Origin of the sequence: Ulvibacterium sp. (assembly GCF_965228935.1) — a bacterium.
Taxonomy (GTDB): Bacteria; Bacteroidota; Bacteroidia; order Flavobacteriales; family Flavobacteriaceae; genus Ulvibacterium.
Genome location: NZ_OZ245846.1, coordinates 5,000,326 through 5,025,257 on the forward strand (window position 1 = coordinate 5,000,326; position 24,932 = coordinate 5,025,257).

Sequence of the window (24,932 nt, forward strand, 5' to 3'; positions counted from 1 at the left end):
ATCTCTTCCCAGGCTTGACCAAGTCCTTCAAAATGTACATATACATCAATAAAAACATTCTTTTTGATCAAAAAACCGTCCAACCAGGATAAATGTATCACATTGGGTCATGTCTGGATTTTTGAAAAGAAACTCATCCTATGTCGAAGTCAATTTTTCCCGAAAAACCCAGTTTTGCAGGAGCCATTCCCAGCCTTGTAGTTTTCCTTGTTTTATGCTGCAGCTTGTATTCCCAAGCCAACGAAAAAAATACACAACATATCCGTCCAGCTTGGTCCCCATCCGGAAAATTCTTTGCTTACCTGTCCAATGAAAAGGGTTCATATCAATTATATATATCGGAATTTAAAACCTTGACTTCAATATGTATTACGGACCTAACATCGGACATAACTCAATTTAAATGGTCCCCCAAGGAAGACCAACTTCTTTTTTTATCCGGAAAGGGGTTGTTCACCATTAATAGGGACGGTTCTAACTCAAAATTAGTACATGCAAAACAAGACGTAACTCCCTTCTTTTTTGATTGGAAACCAGACGGTAAGGGCATTTCTTATAGCTGTCCATCACCGGAAAATTTTGTCAAAATTTGCACAAAGGATCTGAGTAGTGGAAATGTGATCCAACTTACCACGGGAAGATACGACGACAGAAATTTTCACTGGTCCACGGACGGTCGAGAGCTGGCCTTTGGTTCGAATAAAAATGGGAAGTTTGAAATTTACACTATGGATACAAAATCAGGTGAAACCAAAAAGCACTCCCTACTTCCCAACAATTCCATTGACCCGGTATTTTCAAGGGATGGTAAACTTCTCACCTTTATCCATGACGGCGATGGAAACAATACAAACTTTGATGTATACTTGGTGGATAAAAGTGTAGGCCAAAAGGTTATATGCAGTTGTAAAGGCTATAATCTACCACTTTGGCATCCCGATGGAAAACAATTATTGATCAATTCCAATGGAAACGGTTTTTGGGAGATTTATACTTATAAATTAGAAAGTTCAATCCTTACGAAATTAAGTGATGGATTGGCATTTTCGGTTTCGCCTGATGGGTTGTATATATTGGTGCAATCCAATAAAGATAAGGGGTCGTCCATTTGTCTATTGGATTTTCAAGGAAATAAAAAATCACTTTCAGAGCTTATTATATCTAACTAGGGCCCAAAGCACAAAGGATATATTTATAGAAACTACCTATCGAAGTTTGAACCGTGTTAAAGAAAATTACACGCTAAAGCCAAAAGAAAAAGCCGATAGTGGGGTATCGGCTTTTACTACTAACTCAAATATTAAGAACGTTCCCCAAATGGGTATGACAAAATTATAAGGTTCCTAAAAAAGGTAGATTAAACCTAGGTTAAGGAATTGGTTTTTTCAATGTAAAAGAACAATTTACTTACAGCTTGCAAACCCTGGTCGGATTCGATGTATTCCATCGTGATTTTTCCAATTGGATTTATCAGTTCCCAGACATTGATTTACTTTTGTGAAGAAAGCATCCTTTATTCGGAGTTATAGGACTACAATGGCATCAGGATTTTTTGCAATACTGGACGACATCGCAACCCTTATGGACGATGTTGCCTCAATGAGCAAGATTGCGACCAAAAAGACAGCGGGCATATTAGGGGATGATCTGGCCGTAAACGCGGAAAAAGCTTCCGGATTCGTTTCTTCACGGGAAATTCCGGTCCTATGGGCCATCACCAAGGGATCTTTTTTAAACAAACTCATTATTCTTCCGGCGGCATTTTTGCTCAGCGCTTTTCTACCCTGGGCCATTACCCTTATTTTGGTTTTAGGAGCCATCTATCTGGCCTATGAAGGTGGGGAAAAGATTTACGAGTATTTTTTCCCCCATCAAAAATCCCATGAAAAAGTCTACGTACAGGAAAGAACGGAAAGTGAAATCCTGGCACTGGAAAAAAAGCGGGTCAAGGAGGCCATAGTAACCGATTTTATCTTGTCCGTGGAAATTGTAATCATTGCCCTAGGTACGGTTTTGGAAGAGCCTTTGGCTACCCAGATCATAGTGGTTTCCGTGGTTGCAATCATCGCAACGGTAGGGGTATATGGCATTGTGGCCCTTATTGTCCGTATGGATGAATTTGGAATCCGGTTGATCAACCTCAATGGGCGGAGCAATAGTATTTCGGATGTAATTGGGAAAATACTGGTACAAGCATTGCCCATGGTCATAAAGGGGCTATCCGTTATTGGCACTATTGCCCTGATTTTGGTCGCCGGGGGAATCTTTGTCCATAACATAGCTTTTTTACATCATTTTCTGCCCAGTCTTCCATCGCTGCTTCGAGAATTTATCGTAGGTCTGGTAGTAGGATTCATTGCATTACTGGTCGTAAAGGGCTTTCAAAGGATTTTTAAGCAATCCTAATGCGAGCCCAAGGGCAAGTCCGATAATTTCATTAATTTGACATTGTAATAAAAACAACACATCATGCCCAAGGATTCTGGAAAAATGTCGCGTAGAAAATTTATTACTAACGGTACTACGGCTGCCTTGGGATTCACGACAATGCCTTCTTTTTCAAATTCAAAAAACAATCCTTTGAATACAAAACCAGTAAAAATCAAAATTGAGGAAGTAGACTCCAACTTTGAGCGGGAACCGCTGATTAAACCCTATCGATTTAAAGGAAGTGGGGTTTCCGAAATTTGGCAAACGGTCTGCTATTTTAAAAGCGATGCCGGACGCACTGCAATCGGTTTAGGTACACAAGGTGTGCTCTGGTCGGATTCCAAAGTATTTTTCGGTCACTCTGAAAACGGAGGAAACGCCATCATGTATGCCATGAGCGAAAGGGCCATCCAAATGTTGAAAGGTGTTTCCTTTACCAGTCCCGTGGAAGTCCTGGATCAGTTGCTCCCCGAAATTTTGGCCTATGGCAAGAAGATTTCAGGAAATCCGAATATGCGAAAAACATTTGCGCTCAATTCCCTGGTATGTGTGGATAACGCCCTGTGGAAGCTCTATTTTGACCACAACGGATTTACAGATTTTGATGCCATGATTCCTAAGGAATACAGATCGGGGTTGTCCCATAGACACACCAAGGTCGCCAGTATCCCCTCCTTTAGCGTTGGTACCCCTGTTTCCGAAATTAAGGCAGCAGCAGATAAGGGTTACTTTATTATGAAATTGAAAACCGGATCATCCGGAACTCAAGAGGAAATGATCAAAAAGGATATGGATTTCCTTACGGACCTGCATAAGGCAATCGGGAACTACGAAACCCCGTATACCAAAAATGGCAAAATTCCCTATTACTTTGATGCCAATGGAAGATACGGGCACAAGGATACCCTGAAGCGTTTTCTGGATCGAGCGGACAAAATAAAGGCTCTGGATCAAATCGCCGTTTTGGAGGAACCCTTTGACGAGTTCAATGATGCTTTTGTAGGTGATCTTGGTGTTCGCATTGCAGCTGATGAAAGTGCCCATACCGCACAGGATGCCGCCAAACGTATAGAACAAGGATATCAATCCATCGCCGTCAAGGCCATAGCGAAAACCTTGAGTATGACCATGAAAATTACCCAATTGGCATTTGAACAAAATATTCCGTGTTTCTGTGCCGATCTTACCGTAAATCCCATACTGGTGGATTGGAACAAATCCATCGCTGCGAGACTCCCTCCCTTTCCTGAAATGGATCTGGGGCTACAGGAAACCAATGGTCATCAGTATTATAAGAACTGGGATACCATGATGGGGTACCATCCAATGGCACAGGCCAGTTGGACGCAGACCCGGAACGGTATCTATCCCATTGAAAAGGAATTCTATAATGAAAGTGCAGGGATTTTTAAACCCTCCAATCATTATGTGGAAATGTTCCAAAGAATTCGGAGGTAATACATGCAAAAAAGCCAAAAACCTAAAGCTTTTGACCTTTTTTAGATGGATGGGTTTATGATTTATCGATGGTAGTGAAAGGCTATCTGACCCAATTGTCCCACAATTTTAATGGAGTCCTTCATGGATAGTTTGGAACCATCCGCATGTATCCATCGTTTTAAGGGTTGTTCGCAAATTAATCGCTTTGCTTCGTCCTTACCATAGAATTTGCGCATTCGCATAAAAATTTCCACATCGAACAACCACTTGGTAATAAACTTTTTTTGGAATACGGTAGCGGCAATTTCCCTATCCATAATCTTCGCACCACATTGGGTGTCCTTAAAAGGCATGCCCAAGATGGTTTGGATGATAAGATTGATGGTTTTGCTGATTATTTTTCGGGCGGATTCCTTGGTAATATCCGCTCCCATTCGACTGATTCGCGAACCGCTGACTATTTTGAAATCCGAGTTTTCAATGGTCTTTACCAAATCATCGAAATCCCGAAAGTCCGTAGATAGGTCGGCATCCAAAAAACCGACATAATCAAACTGCTGGTCGGTGATCAAATGTAGCATGCCCTGCCTAACCGCTTCGGCCTTGCCTCCATTTTTCTCACAGTTATACACACTGATGTTGGTGGGGTTGGCCTCCTTTAATTTCTCCAGAACGGCCAAGGTATTGTCGGTACTGCCATCATTTACAAAACAGAGATGGTAACCCAGATTTTTATGGGCAAACGCCTTGAATTCGGAACTTAAAAGTCGTTCTTCCTCATTGTAACAGGGAATGACCACACCAACACAGTTCTTTTGCAACATACGGGTATCACCATACTCGTTTATCGCGGTCCCCGTTGATTTGGGTACACCGATGATGCGTTTTATACGGGCCGCCATTTCATCCAGGCTTACCGGTTTCTTCATATAATCGTCAATTCCTAAGGTAAAGCCGTCCATGATTACGCTTTCGTTCGTATTTCCGGACATGACCAAGATGGGCGTTTTTGAGTCCCTGATAAAACGGATATGCTTCACCACCTGTAGGCCGGACATATCGGGCATGTTGATATCTACCAATACCAAGTCCGGTTGAAACGATTCGTAAAGGTCTATTCCGGTTTGGCCACAATTTGCGATTTCTACTTCATACCCCAGTTCCGTCAATCGTTTTTCCACGGAAAGTAGGATCAATTGCTGGTCGTCTATTGCTAAGATTTTCATAGGTTAAGATTTAAATAAAATTCGGTTATGCTTTTTATTATTTATAGACCAAATGTAGTGGCATTTGACGCCTTTTAGAACCGACAAAAGACGGATCGCGGTTTTCCGTAGACGAATGGATTCTATTGTCCGATAGGTGATTACGAAGTTGATCCACAATATATCTACTTTTATAATGTTATATTTTCTTACATAGCTATAACCGTGCACCGAACGAATATATTGCTTGTTTTGGCCCTTTTTATTGGGGTGGCCTTCCATGGTTCCAGCATATTCTTTACGCTGGAGACCACCTATGATGCATTGATCCATCTCTTTTTTGCCGATCACTATGCCCAAAATTGGTTCGAACCTTGGGATTATCGTTGGTATACGGGTTTTACGGTACAGGCCTACCCACCCTTGGTGCATCAGTCCATAGCGATCCTGTCGTATATCGGCGGCCTAAAATTTGGGATGTTCACCATTGCCCTATTGGGCGTACTACTCTTTATCACAGGGGCCTATCGGTTTGGACTGTTGATAACGGCAGATCGAAAAGTCGCAGGCTATACGGCACTTTTGGCCGTGTTTTCGTCTACCTTTATAGAAACCTTGCACATCTTTGGCCAGTTACCGAGTATCATCGGACTGTCCGTATTGCTCCATGCCCTACCTGAAATCTATCTCTGGATAAAGACAGGAAAGTACCGGTATTTGGCCACCAGCCTTTCATTGATTGCGGTTACGGTAACTTCCCATCATGTAACACCAATTTTTGGCATGGTGTTCTTTATTTTTCCATTGATCGGTATGGTACTTATGGACGCCGCTAAAGATCAGGTATCAACTACAAAGGCCATAACGTTTAAAGTATTCTTAGTACAGTTTAAAAAAGGGATTTGGAGAATTGTAGGCTTTGGCCTCTCCTCACTTGTGCTCATTGTGGTCTGCATACTGCCCTATTGGATCAACTCCAAGAAAAACCCCATTACACAAGTACCGATTCCCCATGGTTCCCGAGATAATTTTTTGGAGGTAACTTCCTCGGGTTTGGTCTTCTTTTTGGTACCCTGGGGCATATTACTCTTTGTCCTGCCCTATATCCTATACCGATACTTTAGCAAACGCTATCTATTCTTTGGATTATCCTTTGCGGCACTTACACTTTTAGGTACCGGTGGCACTACCCCTATCCCGAGAATTGTACTTGGCGAGACCGCCTTCAACATCTTGACCTTGGATCGTTTTACACTTTGGGCCACCATAATGGCTCTGCCCATCTTTGGCGAGTTTGCCTATCGTTTGGTAGAAGGAGATTTCAGGACTTATTTACAAAATCGATTTGGAGCCGTATATCATCGTATTCTTGGAGGGGGTATCGCATCGGGAATTTTGCTCATGGTCATTTTCACCATGAGCCTCAATTATTTTAGGCCTTCGCAACCTCAAAAAATTAAGATGTTGCCTATTGTCAATTTTCTAAACCAGGATCAACATGACCAGTGGCGGTATCTGCCCTTGGGATTCGGGGACCAAATGGCCTGGCTGTCCGCACAGACCAACGCCATGACGGTGGATGGCAACTATCACTCGGCCCGCAGGCTTCCCGAACTGACCACCCGGGCCATAGAACGCCTGGAAAACTCTAAGTTCAGGGGCGTAGAGGGTATTGGTTCCTTACAACAGTTCTTGACCGTCCCAGAGAAATACAATTTGAAGTACATATTTTCCAATGACAAGTTCTATGACCCCATTTTGTATTTCTGCGGTTGGCAACGCCTGCAACAATTGGAAAACGGCATTATGGTATGGGAAAAATTGAATGTTCCGCCCCTACCGGCCATACTACCCAAAGAGGATGTGCCCATATATCTAAAGATTATGTGGGGCACTCTTCCGCTTCTCAGCGTAATATTGGCTTTCTTGATTAACATTCAATGGGTGGGGTACCGTATACTAAAATCCAAACCTTTGCCCCAAGGGGAATTTCTCAACTATGCTGTTGCCTATAAGGGATTTTCAAAACCATTGGTTACGGTCAATCATATTTGGGCACTTCTCTTAATAGGTATGCTGGGTTACGGAGGGTATCATTTTTATCTAGATAACGCCACACAAATAACACCCAAAAATGTGGTAACGGCCTACTATGATGCGCTGGACTTTAAGGAGTTCAAGAGGGCGCATTCCTACTTGAACCCGGAGGACGATGTGAGTTTGTCGCAATACATGCTGGAAGTCTCGGTTACCGATGGTATCCTTAGTTCCTATGCAAAATTGGACTCCATAGGCGTTGAGCTTTTGGATGAAACCCCGACCAGTGCAAGGGCCAAAGTGTATACGCAGTGGATTACACCCTTGGAAAAGGTGAGGAAGACTTTTTACCACACCCTTTTAAAAAATGGAGGCAAGTGGTATATAGTTCCTACCGCCTTTGACAATGACCTACCACCAGATCAGTTATTTTCCTCAAATGGAACTGCCTTTTACAATCAGGGTAGGCGGCGGATAACCACCCAACAGACGCATCATGAGGATGTATTGAAACAACCCGTCCTAGAGGTGCTCCAAGCCAAACTGGTCAAGTTTCAGGGGAGTTATAGTATTGTGGGCGAACTACAGAATGTGGATCATATTCCCGCAGATGTCGTCATCAAGGCCACTTTGTATAATGATGAGGATACCGAATTGGCCAACCACAACGCCAAGTATCATATAAAACATAAATTGATGCCTAAGGAAACCACCCCCTTTCGAATCGATTTTGAGGGAATTGCCTGGTCGTCGACCCAAGATACCCTCCCCCCTACTTTTGACCCCGATGAGTTTACTCCCGTGGCCTTGGCGGAACAGCCCACCAAATTCAATCTCCAATGTGCAGGAAATGTAGCGGTAACCGACCTATATAAACATATTGGCCTGCAAGACCTAAAGTTTACGGAAAGTGGTATAAGTGGTGTACTCTTCAATTCTGGAATACAGGAAGTGACCGTACCCCAACTCTTGTTTTCCTATTACTCCAAGGACAAGGAATTGTTATGGGTAGACCATCACTTTTTGGAAGAGGGAGTGCGCATACAACGCAAACAGTTTTTTGATTATGCGCCCTTACGGTTGACCGATTTATCCATTATTAACAGTAGTCTAGACCTCTGTTTTGTAAATGGATTACCGAATGCATCCATTTCGGAAAAGGTTTTTCCGAATAGATTCCATTCCCATGCCCGGGAGCAATTGCAGCCCTATCCAGGGGATGGCTTTGAGTTTTTGAAAATTGATATAAACGGTTATATCGGAAATCCCAGATAATTTGAAACACACACCATACATACTTGTCCTTTTAATGCTCTGGCTCGGATGTGGGGAGGCGGATACCGAAAACCCATCAGTCCCTGTTTCTTATGAACGGATGGCCTTAAAAAGTGAATTTTTCGCCGGAGATACCATCCAAGTTTGTTTCAAGGGAGAAGTAACGGACCCTATCCATTTGGTGGTTTCCAATACTTGGGGAAGTACAGTCCTTGATCCTGAATGGAAAGATAGCGAATTGACGTTTCGGTTGCCGAAGGTGTTCCGTCAAAGAGCGGGGATCTGTCATTGGAAATTAGTACAAAATGAGGTCGTCTATGACAAGGGAGAAATTTCCATCCTCCCCAATCCCGAAAAGGGAACCATTATGGAATCCTATTTGGGGCCTCAAAGCATGATTGCCGGAGAAAACGATTTTTCCATGTTCGTTACCTCCCCTACCGATATCTATGACAATCCCCTATCCGATAGTACGGAAATAGCCTATAGCTATCACCATGGGGATATGGTACAACACCGCCCCGTGCTTTCAAGGAATCTGATAGGTTGGAAAAATATCCATAGTACCGAAAAATCAGGACGTATTTTGGTTACCGCTAGCTGTAATGGCAGCCATAGCAAGGAGCTTTCGACCTTGGTAAACCCGGCCCATCCCGTCGATTTTCAGATAGCGCATAAGCGAATCCATCCATACGCCGATGGAAACCAAATCATCACTTTTTCCACCGCTGCGATACAAGATGACTTCGGGAATATCCAAAGCAATGGTACCTTGGTTTCATTTTCAATTACGAATGCAAAAGGTAGGGTACTCCAGACCATAGGAACTACAATAAACGGAGTGGCAGAGGCCCGTTTGTTGCACCCCACAGAGGCTGAGACCTGGAAGGTAACCGCCTATATCACCGGAGCCGCAAAAAGCAACACGATTACCGTAGATTTTGAAGCGGCCCTTAAGGACTTTAAGCTTTCCCTTTCCGAAAATGGAAGAACGCTCAAGATTGAAGAAATGCAGGGTTTCATGGGGCAATGGATACCGGATGGGATGCCAATTAGTATAAGCATACAAGATGAAAAGGGGACACTCTTGGATTCCAAAAGAACGACCTCGAGACTGGGAAAAGCCCAATTCACGATGTTGGAGGATTTTTATCCCAATGGCTCCTATACCTTGACTCTTGAAGTGGCGGGAACAATCAAAAGAATGAATGTATTGTTGAAATGAAAGTAAACCGTAGCCTATATCGCATTCTGCTGATCCTGTCTTTTTTGGCGGTAAACGGCCTTATTCTTTTCGGTATTGGGGCTGTATGGTCTTACTTGAATACCGGGGCCGATCGTTCTGCCATGCTACATGTATCCAAAGAGCTCTCCACCGATTATCTTCCCAAAGTTAAATGGGATACCTCATCCTATGAAGGTCGACCCATGGAAACACAGACCTTAAAGGAGATAGAGCGCGATTATCTAAAGGCCTGGCGGGTACGAAACCTGGTCCTGGAAACGAATAATCCCTACGGTATAGCGGATTACTACACGGACAGCGCCCGTATAAAATTGGTTCAGATCCTTGATTTGAACAAGGCCAACGGCACCACCCTACAAACGACAACGGTACGGCACCAGCCAAAATTGGAATTCTACAGTGCCGATGGCAAAATGGTGGTGCTGACCGATACAAATGTAGAGCGCTATGAAAAAATCTATGTTGAAGACAAAGTACTGCTCGACCAAAAAAACACGGCTTCCTATCAGGTGATGCTGCTGTTGGAAGATGGATTTTGGAGAATCCGACATATGGTGGAGCAAGCCTCAATCGAAGAGAATGCTACATCATCCCTAAATACTATATCATCGGTAAGCTCCATATCAGAAATCAGGGGCATCAATTATTATCCGCAACAGACCCCATGGCGTATGTTCGGGGAACGGTTCAATGAAAGTATCATCGATACCGACTTTTCGCGAATACGGAAGTTGAATCTAAATACCATCCGCATCTTTGTGCCTTATACCGATTTTGGTAAGGCAACAATACGGAAAGATAGACTGGAACGATTGAAGCGAACCCTGGACCTGGCCGAAAAGAACGGCTTGAAGGTTATGGTAACGCTCTTTGATTTTTATGGGGACTATGCCATCCATAACTGGACGCTTACCCATAGACATGCCGAACAAATCGTAAAGGCCTTAAAGGGACATGAGGCACTCCTGGCCTGGGATATCAAAAATGAACCCGACCTGGATTTTGAGACTCGTGGTGAGGAAAGGGTCAAGGCCTGGTTGGCCCAAATGATTTCGGAAATCAAAACATGGGATACCGAACATCCGGTTACCATTGGCTGGTCCAACCCGCTGGCGGCGGAACATTTGTCCGAAATGGTAGATTTCGTATCCTTTCATTACTATTTGGAACCCGCGGATTTTTCGGAAGCCTTCGCCCAACTTAAAAACTCGGTTCCCAACAAGCCCATTCTGTTACAGGAATACGGCTATTCTTCATATGACGGATTGTGGAACCTCTATTTGGGGTCGGAGAAAGATCAGGCGACCTATTTAACCCAAATGCAGGAAACGCTAAAAGAACACGACCTTCCCTTTATGCTCTGGACATTGTACGATTTTGAAACCATTCCGAAAGCCGTTGTCGGGAACCTGCCCTGGCGCAAGGGAAAACAGCGACATTTTGGGATTATCGACAAAGAAGGCCGACCCAAAACGGCCCATTCCGTCTTTGGCCTTACCGACTAACTTTTGTTTCCTGCCAGCCATTGACTCTGGCTCTCGCCTTGGAAAAGATGCTATAGTTACAATATCCATTTGCTGCGTACATTATCTTATATTCGGATAATAGGATAGCGATCAATTCCCGGGTTCTAGTTTCACTGATGCCCAATCTTTCTCCCAATTCGATTTCGTCCAGGCGACCATTATCCAGTTTCAAGGCCTCGTAGTATTTCAATTTGTCTGTCATGATTTTTTCTTTGCCGCGATCATCACATGTGGACTAAAAGGCAAGAGTCCCATATCATTTTCTGTAATTTCTAAAAGTCCCATCAAGTTTTCCCGCTTCTTTTCATGGTTCAAACTTGCAAAATAGTCCTTATCCAACCAGACCATACCCTCAACGGCATGCATGTTTAAACACGCCAATCCCTGCTCTAAAAATTCCGCTTTCAACCTATCCGGTCTATGATAAAAACCCTCCGGTAAAAGCCAGGGAAAGGTATCGGGTCGATTATGGACACTGGTTGTCAATTCCGTTCGGCACATATCAAAAAAGGCAGGTTTATGAATCAATCCATTAAAAAGACCGGCCAAAGTGGAGGCCGTATAATTTATAGCAAAACCCAGGACAATGCCATTTTCCCGTATCACACGTTTTGCCTCCCGAATGGCACTTGCCCGATCTTCCTTTTTCTGAAGATGGTACAGCGGCCCATGTAATATGACAACATCTGCAAAGTTGTCGGAAAAATTCAAATTCCGAGCCTCTCCCCAATGGACCATAAAAGGCTTCCTTAGCCTATCCGCCCGATCTTGGGCTAATACGCAATGTTTTTCAATAGGTTCCACCAAATGGACGGTATGTCCTTTTTTGGCCAACCATTCGGCATATTTCCCGGTACCCCCGCCCACGTCAATAATTTTGGAGGATGGAAAGGGCACATAGGTTGAAATGAGCGATTTCACCCGTTCGAATTCGAAGATCCCCATCCCTTTCTCCAATCGGGTTTCTTCGGATGCCCGGTTATAAAACAGTTCTATATCTCTACTAATTAACGATTTACTATTCATTTTACTACGATTACGGCTTTATCGGATACCTAGGATAAAGCATTTGATTTTACGATCCAAGGTGATCGTTATATAAAATAGGATTCTAAAAAAGGGATGACCATCCAAGGAAACAAAGGGTTCCCCGATTGTATTCATGCCGATAAGGCAAAGGTCTTACGGAAAGACACGGATGGTATGTTAGTAATCGTAAATCAGGTTGTAAAGATAGGGGATATACAGTTATTCCCATAGTTCTCCGTATGCTATTTATCCTAAGGGTATTGGGAAAGCCAGAACAAAAAAAGGGAGCAGCTAACCAGGCTACTCCCCTTTTCACTTAACCTAACCTATATTTTAAACCTTTGTCTTTTCTTCAATGCGTGGAATATCCAAAGTGAACCCATTCGATTTTGAAAGTCGGATCGCCTTAAAATAGTCTACGTACATCTGTGTAATGTCGGACATCGGTAAAGAGCAAGCCGCTTTGTAGTTGGTCATGCCCAAATGGATTCGATAGGAATCATCCAGCAAAACACATGCTATGGCATCGGCCAGGGACTCGGCACTTTTAGGGTCGAAAAATTCACCTTTGTACCCTTCTTCCTTCACCAGGATGCTCAAATCTCCCAAGTCCGGCAAGGCAACGGCCTTTCCATAGCTTCCCGCCTGGTGCAGAACACCTGAACTTCCGGTAGTGGAGGTATACGGAAAGACCACTACGGCACTTTCACCAAAAATCTTGGGTATATCTTCCTCGGCTACATAACCGGTAAACCGGATCTGCGATACATGCCTATATTTCTCTTTTACGGCATCCAAATACCCAGGGGTATTGGGGCTGTCCGTACCGGCAATCACGATTTCGATATTCTCGCCGGTCCGTTTGCGGATCAGTTCCACGGCCTCGATCATAATCTCCACTTTTTTGTAGGTCCCGAACTTTCCAAAAGCCATGACCTGTTTTGGGCCCTCAGGCAGCCTATAGTCCGGTTCCGGGGGTGTTTCAAAGGCCCCATGGGGAATCAAGGCCACATTTCTAGACTTGTACTTCTTTTCCAAAATGGTCTTGTACTTGCTAATGGTGACCGCCAGGACATCGGAAGCCAAGACGAATCGCGTTAAGGTGCTTCCAATAAAATTATAGATTTTCTGAAGCCATTTGTTGGTCGTAATCCCCGCGTTATCCAAATCTACCTGTTCCAGGATATTGTGCAACAGGGAAATGGTAGGGATACCTTTTAGCTTACAGATCAACGGTAACATAAGGCCAAGAGCGGCCGGTATCTTCTTATCGCCAAACTTCAAAAATTGAAGGTTGAACAATACGGCATCCGGTCGGGTTTCCGAAATGGCCTGGTTGATCTTGAACAGGTTTAGATAGTCGTTGAAGTTCCAACACTCCTTTACGGTGATCGTACATCCCTCTTCTTCAAAAGAGAGATCCTTCTCGCCTTCGGTTTTGTCCGTAATAAGAATGATTTCAGTCACTTCTTCCTGAAGCCTAAAATGTTTTACCAAATGGTATCCATATTCGGTCAAGGTTACTTTACTGGGCGGATACGCCGTTACAATTGCTAGTCGCATAAGGTTAAGTTTTAAATTGATATTCGGTTACGAATCTGATACAAATATCCTTCGAAACCCACTATTTTATGGGTGTTTTACGGTGGATGGAAGATTGCTGTAGGTGAATGGAAACAATGAAGGGATGAGCTAAATTATCCGAACGAAAAGCGCTCCCTCCACTCAAATCCAAAAACTAGTTCTGAAGCAATAGGAATGCAAGGATGTCCCAAGTACGGGACTAGTAATATGTTTTACAAAGGTGAATAGCTAAGTTCTCCCCTCTGATTGCGTCCGACGAACCGCCAACTGGCGGCGAGAGAACTCATAGGTGCCGATAGGCGGAGGGGTTCTAAATACAGAGCTCAGGGATAGGGAATATCCGCTGGGCTTTATCAATTGATCCTAAGATGCGTTGGTCATTGCATAATGTTCTTATGGGCAAAGTAGATGATTTGGGCCACCAACAAGGCCACCATGGCTATGATCTGAACCTGTACCACCATATACAAGCTGCTATGAAAAAAGGTAATCAAAGCAATTTGGGAGATTCCCAGGATTCCTGAAAACATGACCGGAACATAATGGTCCAAGGACAAAAAGTAGTAGGCAAAAATATTGGAGATGGCAAATAACGAAGTGGCCAGGGCATATTGCCATAACAAAGGTGCCATAGAAAGATAGGCTTCCCCAAACATCATTTGGATGATCCATTCGGGAAAAAGGGCACAACAACACACAATGGAAAAGGACAATACTGAAATATATCCGACGTATTTGAAAAGCACTGGGGCCGTGGCTTCTCCGTCCTTTTGTTTTTGGACTACGGCGGGCAATAACAACATCACGAACATCCATGCCACAAAGTAGACCACCCGACCGATCAAGGCCAAAGAGGCGTATAATCCGGCATCCAGAGCCTCAAAGTAATGTTTTACCAATAGGATGTCACTATTATTGATGATGATCTGTGTGAATTCATAGCAGGCGGTCAAGACCATAAATTGGGTGACCTGTTTTTTATGGTCTGCTGAAAGGGATATCTTTTTAAACAGGGAACCTAATTTAAAATTGGACGGAATCAACCCAAAAACGAAGGATAAGGCGATACCCAAGGCTACCAGGAATGCAGGGGACAAAGGCACCAACCAAAGTAGGCCCAAGGTAAGCAACAGCCTACTCCACATCTCAGTTTGGTAGGTTACCGAAAGATTCCTGTAATCTTGCCGCCCCTGGTACTTCCCGCGGTTGACGGACATAAAAAAGTACATGGGTATCCCGGCGGCAAAGGTTTTGAACAACAAGTCGGACTCCGTCTGGAACAGCTGTTGCAAGTTCCCCGCAAAGGCAAAAAGCCCTATCCCAATCAATAATCCAAATCCCAAGGCATACCGGTACATCATGTTCTGAAAGGCCTCCCAATCCGTATCCGAGAACAAAACTGCAAATTTGGCCGTTGCCAGTTGAAAGGTCATTCCCAAAAAGGACAGCACTAGCAACAAGGTTACCAATAGGGCGGCCTCGGCAAAGACCTCGGGCCCCAATAACCGGCCCAACAATAAGTTGTACAAGTAGTTGCCTCCGTTTACCAGAAGTACGCTACCCATGAACAGTTGTTCCGGGGATACCTTTTTAAGTGCTATCCTAAACGCGGTCATGACTTAAAATATATGCGGTTTTTGTCGCCTTTAACGTCGGAAGGATATTCCCGTTCTCCATACCGATAATGGATAAGATCTGATTGGAGCGCATGGCATGGAGGTGCAATTCCTGCAAGATTTTTGCAGCAGTCGTATCGATGTCCAATACGCGTTCCAGGATTAAGATCAGCGGTTTGTTCGGATGCAGAAATCTGCTGATATGACGTTTGAGGATCGCTGCATTGCCACGGTTCAGTACACCATGTACCGAGAACATTCTACGGGTTTCTGTGATTTGTAAAGCCATTTTATAAGGTTTTAAGGTTAAGCTTTTTTGTTGCATTATCAAGGCAAATATCCCACAGATCGCCGTTCCACAACCCCCGATTTAGGTGGATGGCGGTTTACTGTAGACGAATGGCGGGTATCGTACTTCCGGTACGGAAAGGTCCGCCGTAACTTTACAACAGCTTTAGTAACAGGATATAAGGCGAACCAAATCACGGCCTTGCATCCTTAAAACTTAACCTATGAAAACCGTAAGACTAATAACCCTAGTATTCCTTTTTAGCTTGACGAGCCAAGCCCAGGAATCCCTGGAAAATGGATTTGCGTATTTGGAAAATGGAAAATTCCAACAGGCCGAAACTTTTTTTAAGGCTTACTTGGATACGGATCCCGAAAATAGGACCGCACAGATTTGTTACGGAAGGGCCGTTGGACTCAACGGAGCGCCCCAAAAGGCCAAGGCCCTGTTCGGGGGCTTGCTGAAAACCTATCCCCAGGATTTCGAAATCGCTGTAAATTACAACGAATCCCTGTTGTGGGCCGGAGATTATACGACTGCCAGGCCCTTGTATGAAAAATTGGTGGCCGATTACCCGGAACGGTTCGAGGCCGTTTTGGGCTACGCCAATACCTTAAGTAATCTAAAGGAATACAAGGCCGCCCTGTTTTGGATCAATAAGGCCATCGCTTTGGCCCCGGAAAACGGGAGTGCCAAGATTTCCAGGAAATATATCCTATTAGGGTATGCCAACGCATTTGTAAATGCCCAGGATTATGCGCAAGGAAAAGCGCTATTGCAGGGTATCTTTGCCGATTTCCCGGAAGATAAGGATGTGCTCTTGAACTTGGCCAACCTGTACTTGATCACCAAGCAGGTAGATAGTGCCAAAGCAACCTATACAAGATATGCCACGACCCCCAAGGACTCCATTACCGCTTTAAACGGTATCGCGTTGGCCGAGCATATTGGAGAAAATGAAAAAATCGCTTTGCAGATAGCTGAAACGGCCAAGGCCCATGTAGCCCGTTTTAGCGATCATGAGCTGACCGAACGTACCTATGAGCGCTATGTACGGGCCCTGATCTGGAACAGGAAATTTGGCAAGGCCCGGAAACAGATCGATAGTCTGGCCCAGGTCTATCCAGATCGCAACTGGATCCTGTCCCTAAAAGCTACCTTAGGTCTGTATACCGGTGATGCAAAGACCAGCGAAGAAAGTTACAACGCCATTTTGGTAAAGGACAGTACTTCCTTTGATGGCAATTTGGGCCGTGCCAATGCCCTATTTGCCAGCGATCGCATCTTGCCGGCCTACAGGGCTGCCTTCCAGACCTTGGAAATCTATGAAAACCAAAAGGATGCCCTTGGGTTCGTAGAAAAGCTAAATCTAATGTATACCCCCAGTATTGAGGAGCATGCGGCCTATACCTTTGATAATGGCAATAATGTGGCCTTTTATACCAACACCACCACTGATGTTCCGATATCCACCAAATTTAGGACCCGGGTTTCCTATTTCTATCGCACTACCGAGAATACGGTAACCGGAAATACGGCCAATTCCCATTTGGTACTGGCCGGGCTGGATTATAAACTGTTCCCCAAGACCCTATTGAAAACCGTGGTCGGATTCAACAATTCCCGTTTTTTGGCCGATACCTATACCCAACCCGTGCTGGAGGCAAAGCTACAGCTACAGCCCTTGAAATTGCAAAACCTGACTCTGGGCTATCAAAGGGAGGTACAGAATTTTAATGCGGATTTGATCGAACGGGAGATCGTACAAAACCATTATGGCCTCAATTACAATTTAGGGACCAATTTTAATTTGGGCTGGTATACCCAGGTAATCCATACGGAGCAGAGCGATGCCAATACCCGGGACCTGCTGTTTACCTCCCTGTACTATACGCTATTTCAAAAGCCCGCTTTAAAATTGGGAATCAACTACCAGTACATCACCTTTAGGGAGCAATTACCTACGGTCTATTTTAGCCCGGAGCAATACCAGGCGGTAGAGTTGTTTGCGGATATCCGTGGAAAAATCTCCGAAAAGACCCGATATAGGGCCAGTGCGGCCACGGGCCTACAAAAAGTGGAGGACGACCCGAATACGACGCTATTTAGGGCCGAAGCCGGACTACAACACCAATTTTCCAAACAGTTGAGCGCCGACCTTTATGGAAAATACAGCAACATTGCCTCGGCTACGGCCGCCGGTTTTGAGTTTACCGAGATTGGATTAAAACTGAAATGGTTGTTTACCAAAAAACCGGTATTTTATGCCAAGGTTGGGGAATGACGGTTTGTTTATAAACAATAGTGGTTTCTGGCCATTATTTCAATTTATGATCGATTCTAAATTTATAGGTAAATTTTGATTTTCTTACCTCTACCTCTTATCCTCAAAAACGAGTAAGCGTTTTTTGTTTTTTCTATTGAACGATCCTGCTCAAATTCCATTCAATGGGTTTCGTTTCGGAACTACAGTCTATTTCCGGTTTTTGGAAAGGGTCGTTTATAAATTCTTCGGTTATTTTAAAAAGACATGGATTCAAAAAATGGTGGCTCTCGTCTGGAAAAATGACTTCATAGCCATTAGTCAAATACTTAAGAGCTCCAGTTGCGTTACTTGAAGGGGTGACTTGATCTAAACCGCCCGATACCATTAATGTAGGAATTTTAGAAACGACAGATTGGTTCTCAATATTTGTGGCTCGGTAGGAATGCCAATCCGTTAATAACTTGACGGCTGATTTATAAAAAGTAAAGGCAAAACCAAACTCAGATTGCTCTATCGCTATATCTAAATCTGACTCATCATAGAATGGAAGCTCTTCATAAGCATCAACAGAATAGTTCATTGGCCAGTTTATGAGGCTAAAAAAGGATTCGAAAGCCTTTAAAAATTCAATGATGGGTTTAGGCTCTCCATTTTCTAAGGCCTCGATGAAAAAAGGGGTATTAGCAATTGAATGGCGGTCGTAGAGCGATACAAAGAGTAGTAGAAAGGCATCATGGGAATTAAGAACGAACGGATTACCTTTATAATCAAAATGCAAAGGTTCCGTCTGCATTTTTAACAATACTTCTCGCAGGCGTTCTTTTAGATTGGGGTATCGTCTGTTGCAATCTTTATTATCCTCACATTTTTGAAAAACCATTGAAAGGGATTTATCAATACTTCGTACCCGATCTCCAAAAATATTGGATTCCGGCGGAAAAACCCCCAATAGTATTGCGCTTCTAACGCTTTTGGGAAAATCCCGCATAATGGTCAACCCCAACCTTGACCCATAGGAGGCTCCATAGAGATTCCATTTCTTATAGCCCAATGCTTTGCGTAAATCCTCAAAGTCAGAGGCACTTTCCCTACTGTTGTACCCTTCAAGATTAACTCCTTTTTGCTGGATGGTTTTCTTGCATTCTGCTAATAGAATCTCCGTAGCTTCAAAATCTTCCTCTATGTTGTAATCTTTTGCCATAACAGCAAAAAGGGCCTCCCCAATATTGATACAGTTCGCTTCAGATTTTCCCGTTCCCCGTTGATCCATTAGTACAATATCCCTATCGTTTCTAAAAGGATGATTATCCCACATTTTTTCCATAATTAGGGTAGCTCCTCCCGGGCCACCCTGCAGAAAAACAACAGGTGCTTTTAATGAATCGGGGTTTTTCGCTTTTAATACTTTGTAAACTAATTTAAGGGTACGTGAATTTGGGTCATTCCGATTTTCAGGAACCTCCAGAATTCCGTCTAAGAATTTCTCTGGTAAAGTTTTATTGCAAGAAAACGATATAACGAGTAGAAGTAAAATTATGCATACACGTGTATTCATTATCTGGTTTTTCGTTGTTCTGAGTATCTTATTACAAACACAAATGTCTCGGCTATGAGTAGTGCGGGATTCAAAATCGGTAGTTTTCAATCTTACACAAACGATAGCGAGCCGTTTTTATATTTTGTATTTTTCTATTCATAAATAGCTAAACTGCGAGCGGGAAAATAAACGGAAGCTTCGATTTAGCACTTTAGTCCGCATTGCTTACAGCCTTTGTTAGCTACTGTGACGATATATAATATTTAATTCCGAATGACTTTTCTATCTCTTAAATTATATTTATCTCCACTTTTTAAAAAATAGAATAATTGGTCTTTATTTGGTAGTTTCTTAATAGTATCTTCATCAAATGGATTGGATTCTATTGACCAGAACGATTGGTCATAGATAATAACATAACTTTCTCCAATAACTTCCAGAATATCTCCTTTAACCATAATAGCTGTACTTTCATCAATTCCGACACCTAAAAGTTTAGGTTTGTTCTTTAAGATTGTAAACATATCAAACTGTCGATTTCTCGTTAAAACATGTTGGTCAATAGCAATATTTGAAATAAATCCGAATCCAATTTCATGGTCTCCCATCATTATTTGATTGTTTTTTGTATCACCTCTTGCTAAATAAGAACCTTGAATAGTTGCGCCTGCAGACGAACCAGCAATTACACCACCTCTGTCCAATAATTTTAATAACTCTTTATGTACTTTGGTATTTAAATAACTATCTGCAATTCTCCAATGTCTACCCCCAGTAAAATAAATACCTCCAGCTTCTTTAATCGGCTTAACAAATTCATCTGTATTTGCTTCAGTAGAATCGCTTGTATGTAAAATAGTAAAATTAGGTATACCGTATTCTTTGAAATTTCTTTTTAGTAACATAGTATCTATTTCATTGTTCCTAACAAACGCAGTTGGTATAACGACTATTTTTGCGGAATCTCCGCCAGCAAGTTTCCGAAATTTTTTCATAATGCTTGTGTGTCCAATTTCTCCACCACCAATTGCTATAAGTGTTCCATTTTTACTTCCAGTGGTTACTTCATTTTCCTGAGCTAAATTTTCAATTGGTAACAGTAATATTATAAAAAGTTGAAATAGTATTTTTATTCTTAACATTTGAAGTTCTTAATTATTATTGCGTGAACTTTTTCAAGTCATTGTAGCTAACAAACGTATATAATTATTGATCATATATCCATTATGGGAATACCTCAATTTGCTATTCCATATTCCCTTAGTATCTGTACTACACAAAGTTAAAGGTTTGCCTTATATAAAAGCCCCCCCTACAAAAATGGTACGGTTGTTCTTGGGCAGGATAGGTGTCCAGGTTTAGTACGGGAAGGTTTTTGGGTTTAAGAGAAACTTCCTTAGCTGTTTTCATAAGAGCCATTATGGACACCTGGCTTTATACTTTTCCACTAGGTTATAAAAATAGCGATCCATCAACAAGGGTAACCAAATTAATAAAGAAGGTTAAGCCAATCCAAAGTAAAAACTGAGTATGCCTAGGGTATTAAAAAAGCCATGTATCATAATCATAAACCACAAATCGTATTTGCGCAGGTAGAATATGATAAAAAAGAGCGCTCCTACCGTAGTTGCAACAATTTGTCCCGTGATTCCTTGTTGCATATGCATGTATCCAAAGAAGCTACAAAAGATGAGCATGTTAATAAGAAGACTGATTTTACTGTCGCCAAAGAATTTGACGAACTGCCGCACAAAATAGCCACGGAAAATAATTTCTTCTCCAAACGCCGCAGTGGCCCAAATTACCAATAACCAGGTGATGGTAGTTGGAAGATTACCTTTTAATTGGGCCGTGTTTGTATAGGTAATAGGAACTCCAGTGAGCATCTCGATTCCAGGAACTAAAGCAAAGACGTAGAAAACAAATAGGCCAAATGCTGTCAATGGGGCAAAAACCAATAGGTTCTTTACATTGAATTTTTCGCGCTGAAACCCAAGTGCAGCAAAGGGTTTTCCGTTGTATTCAATATAGTTAGCGATAATTATTACCGCAGAAATAATCAGGTTTTCAAATATGGTCCTGGTGATGGGCCCAAAGTACATGAAACAAATTATGGCCAAAGTAACCAGTGGAATTGCGATTTGTTTTAAAGTCAGTTTGTTCATCTTTCCAGTTTTTAGATTAGTATGGGTGCAAAATCAAACTAATCCATTGACTTGGAAAGCGGTTTATGCTGGATTATCGTCAAGGCGGGTTGAATTGTAAAAGGTGGGCTTTAGATATTCCAGCCCTCGTAATTTAGGTGCACTGTCCCTTACGTTTGTGGCCAACGGTCTTATATATCCATCCGTCGCACAAAAATCGCTGAAGGTTGTTCTACGCTGCTATACCTTGTTACGGAACTAAGCATTTAAAAGTAGGATACTACTTCTTGGTCAATGCATTCAGTTTCTCTCGAGAAAAGTCTTGATCGGGATTCATTTCCAAGGCCTTTTTATACCAATGTATGGCCATTTCCTTGTCATTTAAAGCGCGATAGGCATCACCAACACTATCCACCCAACCGGAATCATCGGGTTCCAGTTCCAGATTAAATTGAAATACGTCCAGGGCTTTTTCAGGATAGCCCCTGTCCAATAACCAATACCCCAAATCATCCAAACACCAACCCTCAAAGATGTATTTTTCCGGGAAGTTTTCCTTTTCGCTAAAATAGACCTCCTTGCATTTTTCTATTCCGGCATTTAGGATATAATCCTTTAGTTTAAAGTGGATGGGGCCCTTCCAAGGCTTGGTTTCGTCCAAAAGCACAGTTTCCAGGATGTGAGTGGCTGCATTTGCACTCCAAAAGAGATCCGTATTGGCCATCAATACCACCGCCGATTTCCTTTCCGGGATAAACCCAAAAAATGTGCTGTACCCTACATCGCCACCACTATGTCTAAGCATCCTAAAATCCCCAACACACCCGGTAAACCAACTTAGGCAAACGCTATCTTTTTCCCAAACTGGTACTTGGCCCGATGTCAACCGTTTATAGGAATCTTGGGTATATATTTCTTTCCCATTGATGGTTCCTTGGTTTAGGTTTACTTTGGCCCATAATAGCATATCTTCCACATTGGAATGCAATGTTGAACTTGGCGCATGGATTCTGTTATAGGGATATGTATTTCCTTTTGTAATTTTTAGTCCTTCTCCCAAGACATGCGGTGCCGTAGCCAATTCTACCGGGACATCGGGTTTGTAAAATGTACTGTTGGTCATACCAATGGGCTCAAATAGGTGTTTTACCATATAGGCTTCAAAGGTCATCCCGGAAACTTTCGCAATAACATCCGCGAGGATATCAAAGGCAGCATTGCTATAATTGTATTCTGTTCCCGGAGAAAAATCCAGTTTTTCCGATTTGAAGGTCCTAACGTACCGTTCTGCCGCCCCTTCATCATATTGGGGTTTGTCCCATTCATAGTCCTCAACGTCAGGAATGCCCGAGGTATGATTTAGCATTTGACCGATGGTGATTTCCGTATAACGTTGATCATTCATTTTGAAATAGGGCAGATAATCGGTCAATTTTTTATCCAGCTCAATTTTGTCTTGCTCCACGAGTTGCATGATGGCGGTCGCCACAAACGGTTTGGAAACCGAAGCCATATGAAAAAGTGATTTCGTGGTCAGTGTATCGCCTTTGTCCAATGACTGGACCCCTGACCCATGGGCATATATAATCTCCCCCTCTTTTATGATGCCTACGGCCAAGCCCGGTACATCAAAGGATTGCTTTTGGGTTTGAATGAGCTCGTCAAGCCTAGCGCTTAAAGGGCTGACCTTAGCATTAGATTTGCTTTCAGGAATTTTTTCTGTGCAGCCGAAAAAAAACAAAGGAATACAAAGGAGAAAAAAGGGTTTCATGGTGGGTTATTTTCAATATTCTATTGAAAGACAACCAACCCTTGTTTTTGTTACAGTGGTACCAATGTATAATGGTCCCTTGTATGGCTTCGTTGTTGAAAACTTTCAAAGGACTTTTTGGCAGTAACTCTAAATTAGAGAATCAGGTTGGAATTTCCGAGCTCGTGCTCAGCTAAGTAGAAGCATGAAAACTCTGACCGCAATGCGCTATACATAATGTTCTCAAATGTATTTTTATTTGTTATTTACAAAATTGTCAAGTCCAACTTGAGGTCCAAAATCTTTAATAGGTTTCCAGATTGGAAATAAATTGAATTCCCTTTTTATTAAATCTGCATTTTTTGGTTTTAAAATCAAACAATCAACTTTTTCATTGTCTAAATGCTCAAACTTGTCTGAAAATTTTGAAATAATATCCTGATATTTCACTATTCCGATTTCTTCTATTTTCTTGAATAGTTTTCTATAACTTTTGACGAGAACAACAAAATCTACTTTTGGTAAAACAAAGGGAATACTTTGAGTCCAAATCATATATGAAAAAACTTCCTTGGTCTCTTGGTTCATAATCATGTAGAGATTCGGTATGTAAACGTCCGCTTCAATTTCATTTTCCAGTGTCTCAATCATGCTCGTATATTCCCAAATTTTATCCGATTTATCTTTCGGGTAATATTTGAGTTCCAATTCTGTGAATTGTTGTTTCGAAACTTGAGCGTTATGGTCGGTCCAATGCTCTATAAGTTCAGATGAGAACCATTTTAATGGAAGTTCCCTTGTTTTATTAAATTCTTGTGGATTGAAAACATATAGATCCAACTTTTCACAAATTGAACTAATAATTGGAAATATTTCCCGGCCAAAATAGTCTGGTCGCAAAAAGTTGATAGATGCACTTATATCTGTATTTTCAAATCCCTCGAAATTGTCGAAAAGTTCAATATCTTCTTTTTCAGTATTTGGTTCATTAATATCTATCAAGAAATAAACTCCGGTGTGTTCATTTTCGTAATGTATTTGAGTGTCTACCTCACTAATATCAATTGGAATCATTTCCTTGAATTTCGATTGAATTTGCTCTTTTGAAATTGGATTATCTTTTTTCCTATAAAAGTAAAGGTCGTAACTCATTTAAATATATTTGCTTATGGTCTAGGCCATGATTTCGTCCCTCCCGAGTACTCGAGATCGGGATGAACTATGGCCATCTTAAGTTTGGTTCTAGCATTTTATCTTATTCTTTTTTCATTTTTGACAAAAACCCGTAAAATTTGGTTGTATCAAAAAAAACTTCAATTGATGTTATTTTGTTATCATCTAACTTGATTACTTCTGAAAAGGTAATGTTTAAGCAATATCCACTTGGTAATGCCATATCATAATCTACCAACGCAGAAGCCTGCTCTCCTTCTGTGATTATCCATTTAACCGAAGCCTTTTGTACCAATTGCCTAAATTGGATATCCAATTCAATAAATTTGTATTTATCACTTACTTTGTCCATGGGACTAGTGAATTTTAACTCACTTGACAGTAA

At 42.2% G+C, this 24,932-nt stretch carries 19 protein-coding genes; 7 read left to right on the forward strand and 12 right to left on the reverse strand.

Annotated elements, in window-relative coordinates:
• Positions 1 to 140 precede the first annotated feature (140 nt).
• The 3 genes from ACO06Y_RS21030 to ACO06Y_RS21040 all read left to right on the forward strand — a co-directional run bounded on the left by ACO06Y_RS21030 (position 141) and on the right by ACO06Y_RS21040 (position 3,888).
• Positions 141 to 1,169 (forward strand): hypothetical protein, encoded by a 1,029-nt coding sequence (locus ACO06Y_RS21030; protein ID WP_422081014.1) that lies wholly within the window; start codon positions 141 to 143, stop codon positions 1,167 to 1,169.
• A gap of 367 nt (positions 1,170 to 1,536) precedes the next feature.
• Complete coding sequence (locus ACO06Y_RS21035) at positions 1,537 to 2,406, forward strand: DUF808 domain-containing protein (protein WP_422081015.1); 870 nt, start codon at positions 1,537 to 1,539, stop codon at positions 2,404 to 2,406.
• Between the two features lie 63 nt (positions 2,407 to 2,469).
• Positions 2,470 to 3,888 (forward strand): enolase C-terminal domain-like protein, encoded by a 1,419-nt coding sequence (locus ACO06Y_RS21040; protein ID WP_422081016.1) that lies wholly within the window; start codon positions 2,470 to 2,472, stop codon positions 3,886 to 3,888.
• A gap of 62 nt (positions 3,889 to 3,950) precedes the next feature.
• On the opposite strand, the gene ACO06Y_RS21045 is transcribed toward ACO06Y_RS21040, so the two are convergent.
• Positions 3,951 to 5,096 carry a response regulator gene (locus ACO06Y_RS21045; protein ID WP_422081017.1) on the reverse strand — a complete coding sequence of 382 codons (1,146 nt, stop codon included), beginning with the start codon at positions 5,094 to 5,096 and terminating at the stop codon, positions 3,951 to 3,953.
• Between the two features lie 204 nt (positions 5,097 to 5,300).
• On the opposite strand from ACO06Y_RS21045, the gene ACO06Y_RS21050 reads away from it, so the two are divergent.
• The 3 genes from ACO06Y_RS21050 to ACO06Y_RS21060 are packed head-to-tail and all read left to right on the forward strand — an operon-like array spanning position 5,301 to position 11,138.
• On the forward strand, positions 5,301 to 8,387 hold the full coding sequence (locus tag ACO06Y_RS21050) for a hypothetical protein (protein ID WP_422081018.1): 3,087 nt from the start codon (positions 5,301 to 5,303) through the stop codon (positions 8,385 to 8,387).
• 1 nt (position 8,388) lies between these two features.
• Positions 8,389 to 9,612, forward strand: a complete 1,224-nt coding sequence (locus tag ACO06Y_RS21055) for a hypothetical protein (protein ID WP_422081019.1) — start codon at positions 8,389 to 8,391, stop codon at positions 9,610 to 9,612.
• The gene (locus tag ACO06Y_RS21060) at positions 9,609 to 11,138 is read left to right on the forward strand and encodes a cellulase family glycosylhydrolase (protein WP_422081020.1); all 1,530 of its coding nucleotides are present in this window, start codon (positions 9,609 to 9,611) and stop codon (positions 11,136 to 11,138) included. The genes ACO06Y_RS21055 and ACO06Y_RS21060 overlap by 4 nt, the downstream gene beginning before the upstream one ends.
• On the opposite strand, the gene ACO06Y_RS21065 is transcribed toward ACO06Y_RS21060, so the two are convergent.
• From ACO06Y_RS21065 to ACO06Y_RS21085, 5 genes are all read right to left on the reverse strand, one after another.
• Positions 11,128 to 11,361 (reverse strand): hypothetical protein, encoded by a 234-nt coding sequence (locus ACO06Y_RS21065; protein ID WP_422081021.1) that lies wholly within the window; start codon positions 11,359 to 11,361, stop codon positions 11,128 to 11,130. The genes ACO06Y_RS21060 and ACO06Y_RS21065 overlap by 11 nt on opposite strands.
• Complete coding sequence (locus ACO06Y_RS21070) at positions 11,358 to 12,185, reverse strand: class I SAM-dependent methyltransferase (RefSeq protein ID WP_422081022.1); 828 nt, start codon at positions 12,183 to 12,185, stop codon at positions 11,358 to 11,360. Before ACO06Y_RS21070 ends, ACO06Y_RS21065 begins: the two co-directional genes overlap by 4 nt.
• Before the next feature lie 336 nt (positions 12,186 to 12,521).
• Positions 12,522 to 13,751, reverse strand: coding sequence for a glycosyltransferase (locus ACO06Y_RS21075; RefSeq protein WP_422081023.1), 1,230 nt, complete (start codon positions 13,749 to 13,751; stop codon positions 12,522 to 12,524).
• A 398-nt stretch (positions 13,752 to 14,149) separates the two neighbouring features.
• Positions 14,150 to 15,388 carry an oligosaccharide flippase family protein gene (locus ACO06Y_RS21080; RefSeq protein ID WP_422081024.1) on the reverse strand — a complete coding sequence of 413 codons (1,239 nt, stop codon included), beginning with the start codon at positions 15,386 to 15,388 and terminating at the stop codon, positions 14,150 to 14,152.
• Positions 15,375 to 15,677, reverse strand: a complete 303-nt coding sequence (locus ACO06Y_RS21085) for an STAS domain-containing protein (protein ID WP_422081025.1) — start codon at positions 15,675 to 15,677, stop codon at positions 15,375 to 15,377. The genes ACO06Y_RS21080 and ACO06Y_RS21085 overlap by 14 nt, the downstream gene beginning before the upstream one ends.
• A 223-nt stretch (positions 15,678 to 15,900) precedes the next feature.
• Here ACO06Y_RS21085 and ACO06Y_RS21090 point away from each other — a divergent pair, with 223 nt between their 5' ends.
• Positions 15,901 to 17,961, forward strand: coding sequence for a tetratricopeptide repeat protein (locus ACO06Y_RS21090; protein WP_422081026.1), 2,061 nt, complete (start codon positions 15,901 to 15,903; stop codon positions 17,959 to 17,961).
• 133 nt (positions 17,962 to 18,094) lie between these two features.
• Here the strand turns inward: ACO06Y_RS21090 and ACO06Y_RS21095 are convergent, their stop codons facing one another.
• The 6 genes from ACO06Y_RS21095 to ACO06Y_RS21120 form a co-directional block, all read right to left on the reverse strand.
• Positions 18,095 to 19,588, reverse strand: coding sequence for an alpha/beta fold hydrolase (locus ACO06Y_RS21095; protein ID WP_422081027.1), 1,494 nt, complete (start codon positions 19,586 to 19,588; stop codon positions 18,095 to 18,097).
• Positions 19,589 to 19,743: 155 nt separating this feature from the next.
• Positions 19,744 to 20,622, reverse strand: a complete 879-nt coding sequence (locus ACO06Y_RS21100; protein ID WP_422081028.1) for a cyanophycinase — start codon at positions 20,620 to 20,622, stop codon at positions 19,744 to 19,746.
• A 360-nt stretch (positions 20,623 to 20,982) separates the two neighbouring features.
• A complete protein-coding gene (locus tag ACO06Y_RS21105; RefSeq protein WP_422081029.1) occupies positions 20,983 to 21,645 on the reverse strand; it encodes a CPBP family intramembrane glutamic endopeptidase in 663 nt (220 codons plus the stop codon).
• 259 nt (positions 21,646 to 21,904) lie between these two features.
• Complete coding sequence (locus ACO06Y_RS21110) at positions 21,905 to 23,395, reverse strand: serine hydrolase (RefSeq protein WP_422081030.1); 1,491 nt, start codon at positions 23,393 to 23,395, stop codon at positions 21,905 to 21,907.
• A gap of 234 nt (positions 23,396 to 23,629) precedes the next feature.
• A complete protein-coding gene (locus ACO06Y_RS21115) occupies positions 23,630 to 24,526 on the reverse strand; it encodes a hypothetical protein (protein ID WP_422081031.1) in 897 nt (298 codons plus the stop codon).
• A gap of 103 nt (positions 24,527 to 24,629) precedes the next feature.
• Positions 24,630 to 24,899, reverse strand: a complete 270-nt coding sequence (locus tag ACO06Y_RS21120; protein ID WP_422081032.1) for a hypothetical protein — start codon at positions 24,897 to 24,899, stop codon at positions 24,630 to 24,632.
• Positions 24,900 to 24,932 lie beyond the last annotated feature (33 nt).

Coding starts and splice junctions, on each gene's coding strand:
- ACO06Y_RS21100 (WP_422081028.1), bottom strand. CDS start 20,622: ATGTTAAGAATAAAAATACTATTTCAACTTTTTATAATATTACTGTTA.
- ACO06Y_RS21105 (WP_422081029.1), bottom strand. CDS start 21,645: ATGAACAAACTGACTTTAAAACAAATCGCAATTCCACTGGTTACTTTG.
- ACO06Y_RS21085 (WP_422081025.1), bottom strand. CDS start 15,677: ATGGCTTTACAAATCACAGAAACCCGTAGAATGTTCTCGGTACATGGT.
- ACO06Y_RS21075 (WP_422081023.1), bottom strand. CDS start 13,751: ATGCGACTAGCAATTGTAACGGCGTATCCGCCCAGTAAAGTAACCTTG.
- ACO06Y_RS21070 (WP_422081022.1), bottom strand. CDS start 12,185: ATGAATAGTAAATCGTTAATTAGTAGAGATATAGAACTGTTTTATAAC.
- ACO06Y_RS21045 (WP_422081017.1), bottom strand. CDS start 5,096: ATGAAAATCTTAGCAATAGACGACCAGCAATTGATCCTACTTTCCGTG.
- ACO06Y_RS21030 (WP_422081014.1), top strand. CDS start 141: ATGTCGAAGTCAATTTTTCCCGAAAAACCCAGTTTTGCAGGAGCCATT.
- ACO06Y_RS21080 (WP_422081024.1), bottom strand. CDS start 15,388: ATGACCGCGTTTAGGATAGCACTTAAAAAGGTATCCCCGGAACAACTG.
- ACO06Y_RS21115 (WP_422081031.1), bottom strand. CDS start 24,526: ATGAGTTACGACCTTTACTTTTATAGGAAAAAAGATAATCCAATTTCA.
- ACO06Y_RS21120 (WP_422081032.1), bottom strand. CDS start 24,899: ATGGACAAAGTAAGTGATAAATACAAATTTATTGAATTGGATATCCAA.
- ACO06Y_RS21065 (WP_422081021.1), bottom strand. CDS start 11,361: ATGACAGACAAATTGAAATACTACGAGGCCTTGAAACTGGATAATGGT.
- ACO06Y_RS21090 (WP_422081026.1), top strand. CDS start 15,901: ATGAAAACCGTAAGACTAATAACCCTAGTATTCCTTTTTAGCTTGACG.
- ACO06Y_RS21110 (WP_422081030.1), bottom strand. CDS start 23,395: ATGAAACCCTTTTTTCTCCTTTGTATTCCTTTGTTTTTTTTCGGCTGC.
- ACO06Y_RS21040 (WP_422081016.1), top strand. CDS start 2,470: ATGCCCAAGGATTCTGGAAAAATGTCGCGTAGAAAATTTATTACTAAC.
- ACO06Y_RS21060 (WP_422081020.1), top strand. CDS start 9,609: ATGAAAGTAAACCGTAGCCTATATCGCATTCTGCTGATCCTGTCTTTT.
- ACO06Y_RS21035 (WP_422081015.1), top strand. CDS start 1,537: ATGGCATCAGGATTTTTTGCAATACTGGACGACATCGCAACCCTTATG.